7 protein-coding genes are annotated in these 6,919 nt (G+C 75.1%); 6 read left to right on the top strand and 1 reads right to left on the bottom strand.

Annotated features, from left to right (window positions below; all coding sequences use genetic code 11):
- Nucleotides 1-376 precede the first annotated feature (376 nt).
- The 6 genes from AB0J10_RS20175 to AB0J10_RS20150 all read left to right on the top strand — a co-directional run bounded on the left by AB0J10_RS20175 (nt 377) and on the right by AB0J10_RS20150 (nt 6,058).
- A complete protein-coding gene (locus tag AB0J10_RS20175; protein WP_363063403.1) occupies nt 377-2,527 on the top strand; it encodes an alkaline phosphatase family protein in 2,151 nt (716 codons plus the stop codon).
- 66 nt (nt 2,528-2,593) lie between these two features.
- The gene (locus AB0J10_RS20170) at nt 2,594-4,000 is read left to right on the top strand and encodes an amino acid permease (RefSeq protein ID WP_363063380.1); all 1,407 of its coding nucleotides are present in this window, start codon (nt 2,594-2,596) and stop codon (nt 3,998-4,000) included.
- Between the two features lie 91 nt (nt 4,001-4,091).
- Nucleotides 4,092-4,436, top strand: a complete 345-nt coding sequence (locus AB0J10_RS20165) for a hypothetical protein (protein WP_363063378.1) — start codon at nt 4,092-4,094, stop codon at nt 4,434-4,436.
- 98 nt (nt 4,437-4,534) lie between these two features.
- Complete coding sequence (locus AB0J10_RS20160; protein ID WP_363063376.1) at nt 4,535-4,699, top strand: hypothetical protein; 165 nt, start codon at nt 4,535-4,537, stop codon at nt 4,697-4,699.
- A gap of 35 nt (nt 4,700-4,734) precedes the next feature.
- Complete coding sequence (locus AB0J10_RS20155; protein ID WP_363063374.1) at nt 4,735-5,292, top strand: DUF3093 family protein; 558 nt, start codon at nt 4,735-4,737, stop codon at nt 5,290-5,292.
- 346 nt (nt 5,293-5,638) lie between these two features.
- A complete protein-coding gene (locus AB0J10_RS20150) occupies nt 5,639-6,058 on the top strand; it encodes a hypothetical protein (protein ID WP_363063372.1) in 420 nt (139 codons plus the stop codon).
- Here the strand turns inward: AB0J10_RS20150 and AB0J10_RS20145 are convergent.
- Nucleotides 6,048-6,893, bottom strand: coding sequence for a helix-turn-helix transcriptional regulator (locus AB0J10_RS20145; protein WP_363063370.1), 846 nt, complete (start codon nt 6,891-6,893; stop codon nt 6,048-6,050). The two genes, AB0J10_RS20150 and AB0J10_RS20145, sit on opposite strands and share 11 nt — an antisense overlap.
- Between the last annotated feature and the right edge of the window lie 26 nt (nt 6,894-6,919).

Genomic DNA, 6,919 nt, shown 5'->3' with positions numbered 1-6,919 from the left:
GCCCGCGGCCCGGTCCTTTCCGGCCCCGCCCGCGGCTCGCCGGGACCCGTTCGCGGATCCCCTCCGCGGGCCCGGCCGCCGGGCCGCCCGGCCCGCGACCCCGGTCCCGGCCGGTTCACCCCCGGGGGCCGGGCCCGTGGCGGTCGGCGGGCCCCGTCCCCTCCGCGGGAGGGGCGGGAGATCCGGAGCCGCTACGCCGTGCCGGTGCCGGGGCCCCGGCCGGTTCACCCCCGGGGGCCGGGCCCTTAGCGGTCCGCGGGCCCGGTGCCCCACCGGCGGGAGGATCGCGGAGATCCGGAGCCCGGACCGCCGGACCGCGTGACAGGCTGGACGCAGGCGAGTCGAGAGGGCGGTGACGTGCGTGGGCGGACCGCGGATCGGTGCGGGGTGGTGGCGGACCGCCGGGGGAGCGCTGCTGCGGGTGATCGTGGTGTGGGCGGTGTCCACCCTGACGCTGCTCGCGCTCGCCGGCATCCTGCCCGACTTCCAGCTGCGGTCGGACGACGGCGAGAGCATCACGAGGACGGCCGTCACCGCGGCCTGGGGCGCGGGCGCGTTCGGCCTGCTCAGCGCGCTGGTCTGGCCGCTGGTCGTACGCGCCTTCCTGCTGGTGCCCGCGCTGGTGCTGGGGGTGCTGGTGTTCTTCCTGAACGGTTCGCTGCTGCTGCTCGCCCTGAGGCTGATCCCCGACGGGGGCGGCGCCGCCGCGCCCGAGACCGCCGTGGTGGTCGCGGCCGTCATGTCGGCCGTCGCCTCGGCCACCTCGACCGCCCTGGCCGTCCGCGACGACAACGCCTACCGCCGGCGGCTGTCCCGCCTCGCCACCCGCCGGCGTCGCAGACGCGGCGGCCCGGCCGACGGCGACGCACCTCCCGGCACGGTGTTCCTGCAACTCGACGGCGTGGGCCACGCCGTGCTCGTCCAGGCGGTGGAGGCCGGGCTGATGCCCACCGTCGCGCGATGGCTCGACACCTCGCACCGGCTCACCCGCTGGCGCACCGACTGGTCCAGCCAGACGGGCGCCAGCCAGCTCGGCATCCTGCACGGCTCGAACCACGACGTGCCCGGCTTCCGCTGGTACGAGAAGGACACCGGCCGGATCATGGTCAGCAACCGGCCCGCGAGCGCCGCCGAGCTCCAGCGCCGGGCCGTCCTGCGGACCAAGGACGCCGGGCTGCTCAGTCTCGACGGCGCCAGCCGCGGGAACCTCTTCACCGGCGGCGCCGACCAGCTCGCGCTGGTCCTGTCGGTGGCGGCCCGTCGCGGCCGCGCCAACCGCTCCAGGGCCGGATACTTCGCCTACTTCTCCGATCCCGCCAACGCCGTCCGCACCGCGGTGTCGTTCGTGGCGGAGGTGGTCCGCGAGATCGGGCAGTCCGTTCGCTCACGGATGCGGGGCGACCGGCCGCGCACCGGCCGCGGCGGGCTCTACCCCTTCATCCGGGCCTTCGCGACCGTCGTCGAACGGGACGTGGTGGTCTCCGCCGTGATGGGCGACATGCTCGCCGGGCGCACCGCCGTCTACGCCGACCTCGTCGCCTACGACGAGGTGGCCCACCACTCCGGACCGCACAGCCGTGACGCCGCCAAGGTCCTCGAGCGGATCGACCGTGCCGTCGCTCTGATCGCCAAGGTCGCCGACCACGCGCCCCGCACCTACCGGATCGTGCTCCTCTCCGACCACGGCCAGAGCCCCGGCGAGACCTTCGAGGGCGCCTACGGACTGACCCTGAAGGACCTCGTCAGGGCCGGCTGCGGGCTGCCCGTGTCCCGTCGCGCGGGACGCACGAAGAGCGGCGCGGAGGCGAGGGACGCGGCCCGTCACGCGCTGTTCGGCGCGCTGCACCGACCGATGGCGGAGGAAGCGGCCGGGGAGCGGCCCGCGGCCGGTCCGGACCCGATCGTCCTCGCCTCGGGGAACCTGGGCCTGATCTCCTTCCCGGACCTTCCGGGCCGGGCCGGCCGGGAGGAGATCGACCGCCGTCACCCGGCGCTCCTGCACACTCTCGCCGGGCACCCCGGCATCGGATTCCTGCTGGTGCGCAGCGAACGGCACGGTTCCGTCGTGCTCGCCCGGGAGGGCGCGGGCACGGTGGAACTGCCCGTTGCCGGACTCGACGGTTCCGGCCCGCTCGCCGTGTTCGGACCGGGGGCCGCCGACGCCGTCCGGCGCACCGACTCGTTCCCGCACGCCGCCGACATCATGGTGAACTCGATGTACGACCCGGCGACGGGCGGGGTGCACGCCTTCGAGGCGCAGATCGGTTCGCACGGCGGACTCGGCGGAGAGCAGTCCCACCCCTTCCTCCTCTCCCCGCTCGAACTGTCGGAGCCCCTCCCGGACGGGGGCGAGCCGGCCGGGGCGGAACAGGTGCACGCAGTGCTGCAGCGCTGGCTGGACGAGTGCCGGGGTGAGCCCTTCGGACCGCAGGTACCGCTGGGGCCCGTGGAGGATCGCCGGTCGCCGGGCGGCCGGGGCGAAGCCCTTCCCGTGAACGGTCCGGTGCCGCAGGACGAATCCGACTGATTTGGTGGGGTGCCGCGCCGTCCCCGAACATGTTCGGGTTTGCACGGAGAGAGGCGCACCACCCCCATGACCAGCACAGTTCCCAGGACCGAACCCACCGCTGCGACAGCCGGGGAGCCGGCCGGCGAGGGCGGCGGGCACGCACGGAACTTCGGACTTCCCGTCGCCACCGCACTGGTCATGGGCAACATCATCGGTGGCGGCATCTTCCTGCTGCCCGCCTCGGTCGCGCCCTTCGGTACGGTCAGCCTCGTCGCCTTCGCCGTCCTCACCGCCGGCGCGATCGCGCTCGCCCTGGTCTTCGGACGCCTCGCCGAACGCCATCCCCGCACCGGCGGCCCCTATGTGTACGCCCGTGAGGCCTTCGGCGACTTCGCCGGCTTCCTCGCCGCGTGGTCGTACTGGATCACCGCCTGGGTGTCGAACGCCGCGCTGGCCGTCGCGGCCGTCGGCTACCTCGACGTCCTCGTACCGTTGCACGGCTCCAAGCCGGCGACCATCGCGGCGGCCCTGCTGCTCCAGTGGCTGCCCGCGCTCGCCAACCTCGCCGGTACCCGGTACGTGGGCGCGGTGCAGCTCGTCGCCACCGTCATGAAGTTCGTGCCGCTGCTGCTCGTCGCCGTCGGCGGGCTGTTCTTCTTCGACGCCGGCAACCTCGGGCCGTTCGAAGCCAGTGGCGCAGGCACCCTCGGCGCGGTCTCCGCCTCCGCCGCGGTCCTGCTCTTCAGCTACCTCGGAGTGGAGTCCGCGGCGGTCAGCGCCGGTGAGGTCCGCGACCCCCGGCGCAACGTCGGACGCGCCACCATCCTCGGTACCGCGGGCGCCGCCGTGATCTACCTCCTCGGCACCCTCGCGGTCTTCGGCACCGTCGCCCACGACGACCTCACCGAGTCCACCGCGCCCTTCTCCGACGCCGTCAACGCCATGTTCGGCGGCGCCTGGGGAGGTACGGCCGTGGCGTGCATGGCGCTGGTCTCCATGGCCGGCGCGCTCAACGGCTGGACCCTGCTCAGCGCCCAGACCCCGTACGCGGCCGCCCGGGACGGCCTCTTCCCGGCCTTCTTCGCCCGCAGGCGGCGCGGCGTGCCGACCGCGGGCGTGCTCGTCACCGTCGTGCTGGCCTCGACGCTGACCGTCTACAACTACACGGCGGGCTCCGGCGGGGTGTTCGAGGTCCTCGTCCTCATCACGACCTTCACCGCGACGGTCCCCTACCTGCTGTCCACCGCGGCGCAGATCCACTACCTCGCCTCGGGCCAGACGCACCGCGTGAGCCGGGCCCGGCTCGTCCGCGACGCCGTCCTCGCCGCGGTCGCCGCCGCCTTCTCCCTCTGGCTCGTCGCGGGTTCCGGCTACGCCGCCGTCTACCAGGGCGTGCTGTTCCTGTTCGCCGGAGTGATCGTGTACGCGTGGATGTCGGCCCGGAACCGCCGGACGGTGCCGGACGCGATTGACTCGGCCGGTCGGGCGTAGTCCGACAGGTCCGATAGGGCGAATTCCGGGCGGGGACGGCGCGCCGCGGCCGGTTCGGGGGCACAGCTGGCATGTCCAGGAGGTTGTGCCCGTGAACCGACCCGTGCGCTGTGCCGACCGTGTCGTGCTCGCCGTCCTGATGGCGCTCGTCGCCGTACTCATGACCCGGGCGGGCGCCACGGCCGTCACCCCGCCCGGCACCGATCGCCCGCCGGCCTCCGTGCCCGCCGATCCGGCGGGAGAGGCACCGCAGGACACCTCCGTGACGGAACAGCCACCGCCCGCCCGGGCGGAGGGACGGGCCGCTCGGGCCTGCGCGCCGACCGAGGACGGGACGGCGGGCGACAGGGCCCCCGGCCCGTGTCCCCGCGGAGTCGCCGGGTCCGCCGCTCCGCCCCCGCCCCCCGCCACGAGGTCCGTGGTCCTGCGCTGCTGAGGACCCGTACGGGACCGGCGTCTCGTCGTGCCGTCTCCCGTACGGACGCCCACCTTCAACCACCGTCCGAGCACCTCGTGAAGCGCAAGGAGACAGCCATGCCCATCGACCCCCTCGCCGCCGTGAACGCCCTCATCCGTGCCGAGGTCGTCCGTACCGGTCCGGACGACCACCACACCCCCGGAGCGCCCGAACGAGAACCCGAGCCTCCGGAGCACTGCGAACCCCGGGGCCGTGACGCCGGGCCGGACGACGCCCACTGACCCCGCCGTGGCCGGCACGCGGGCGCACCCGCCCCGTGCCCGGCTCCGGGCGCGTCGGCGCCCCGGCCGTCCCGGCACCCCGGGTCGGCCGTCCCCGGCGCGCCGAGCCGCTGCGGGAGTGGCACCGTCGGCGACATGACCGGGTGTCAGGAGCGCCTCGCCGTGCCGGTGCGCCGGTGGCCGGCGGCGGGCGCGGCACGCGACGCGGGCGCACTCGTCGTGGCACCCCTCGACAACGGCCCGCCCCGGCCGCCGCGTCGGCCGGCGCCGCGCTCCCGTCCCCCTGCCCCCTCGGGTACGGCGTCGCCCCCCTGCGCGTCCAGGACGGCGCGCTCACCGACGACGGCCCGGACGCACGGGTGGAACGGCTCGGCCGGGCCGAGATCCTGGACGCGGACGGAACACGGGACCGGCGCACGTTCCGCGCCGGTCCGCACGCCCGCGCCGCCCCGCGCGCGTACGTCCCCACGGCGGTCCGGGTCGCGATCGCCGACCACGGCCTCCCGTACCGCAGTCCGCTGGTGTCCACCCGCCGCCCCCCGCGGGTGGTGCGGGCCGTCAACGCCGCGAAAGCGGAACAGGCGCCGGTCTGAGCCCCCGATGTCAAGGGCGGTGGCTCAGACCGGCTTCCCGCCCCGGGCGCCGCGACGTCGACCGTCCGCCCTTCGGCCGCCGCGTTCCCGTGCACATCGGCAGCCCGTCGCCGTACCGCGCCGGGTCGGCCTGCCCCCTTCCCCGGCAGCCGCTCGGTGAGAGCCGTGCGTCCCCGCGCCGAAGCAGGGGACAGGCCCGCGGAGCCGCCCACCGCCCACCATGACCTCCGGGGTAATCGACCGCGCCGCGCCGCCCCGGCATCGTGAGGGCACCGGGTGCCGGGCGGCGCACTCCGCCCGGCACCCGGACCCGACACGCTGCCACGACATCGACGGAGGCTCCGCCATGCCCCGAACCCTGCTCGCCGGACTCTCCCGCACCGCCGACCCGCGGGTGACGCTGCGCCGGTTCCTCGCCCTCGACGCAGCCGTCACCGGCCTGAACGGAGCGGCCTACCTCGCCGCCCCGGGCCCCATCGGACGGCTGTTCGGCATCGACGGCTCCCTCCTCGCGGCGCTGGGTGCGCTGCTTGTCGCCGTCGCCGCCGGCATCGGCCTGCTGGCCTCACGGCGGGAGCCGCCGGTGGCCGCCGTCAAGCTCGTCGTCGACGTCAATGCGGCCTGGGCGCTGCTCAGCCTCGCCGCCGTCGTGCTCTGGCTGGAACCCACGGCCGCGGGCGCCGTCTGGACACCGGCCCAGGCGCTGACCGTCGCCTGCTTCGCCGGCCTGCAGTGGGCGGCGCTGCGCGCCACGGCTACGGGGTGAGGGACTGCAGGTAGGTCACCGTCGCGGGGTCGGCCGGGAGCAGCGTCTCGATGGCCAGCTCCGCGACGGTCACGTCCATCGGTGTGTTGAACGTCGAGATCGACGAGACGAACGACAGCACCCTGCCGTCGTGCTCGATCCGCAGCGGCAGCGCGAGGTACGCATGGGGCGCGCCGTCCTGCGTGCCCTCTCCGTCGGCCCCGTCCTGTGCCCCGTCCCCCGCCGGGACCTCGGCACCGGGCCCCACGAGGGGATACGCGGCGACCTCCTCGTAGAGCTCCCGCAGGGCGGGCGAGCGGACCAGGGCGATCTGGCGTTCCATCCGGGCCAGGAGATGGCCGCGCCACTCGCGCAGATTGCGGATCCTGGGGGCGAGACCCTCCGGGTGGAGGGTGATCCGGATCGCGTTCGGCGGGGGCGTGAGCAGATGCTCCGGGAGGCCCTCCAGCAGCATCGCGACGCCCCGGTTCGCGGCCATGACCGTGTACGTGCCGTCGACCACGAGTGCCGGATACGGTTCGTAGCCCCGCAGCAGCCGTTCCACGCCCGCCCGCAGGGAGTCCATCGCCGGGTCGTCGAGCGGCGTCTGCGCGAACCGAGGCGCGTAACCGGCTGCCAGCAGCAGCGCGTTCCGGTCCCGCACCGGCACCTCCAGCTGCTCCGCCAGCCGCAGGATCATCTCCTCACTCGGCCGTGACCTGCCCGTTTCGACGAAGCTGACATGGCGGGCGGAGGAGCCGGCACGCAGCGCCAGCTCCAGCTGGCTCAGCCTGCGCCGCTCACGCCAGCCGCGCAGCAGTGGCCCTACTCCCGTGTCGGGCGCGACAGTTGTCATGAGGGAACCGTAACGTCGCCGACAGA

It is taken from the genome of Streptomyces sp. NPDC049887 (assembly GCF_040656535.1).
Taxonomy (GTDB): domain Bacteria; phylum Actinomycetota; class Actinomycetes; order Streptomycetales; family Streptomycetaceae; genus Streptomyces.
Note: the sequence above shows the minus strand (reverse complement) of the source record. Positions and strands in the feature narration are given on the sequence as shown.

Bases quoted from the DNA above. Each gene is read 5' to 3' on its own strand.
- AB0J10_RS20170 (WP_363063380.1), top strand. From the start codon at position 2,594: ATGACCAGCACAGTTCCCAGGACCGAACCCACCGCTGCGACAGCCGGG.
- AB0J10_RS20160 (WP_363063376.1), top strand. From the start codon at position 4,535: ATGCCCATCGACCCCCTCGCCGCCGTGAACGCCCTCATCCGTGCCGAG.
- AB0J10_RS20150 (WP_363063372.1), top strand. From the start codon at position 5,639: ATGCCCCGAACCCTGCTCGCCGGACTCTCCCGCACCGCCGACCCGCGG.
- AB0J10_RS20145 (WP_363063370.1), bottom strand. From the start codon at position 6,893: ATGACAACTGTCGCGCCCGACACGGGAGTAGGGCCACTGCTGCGCGGC.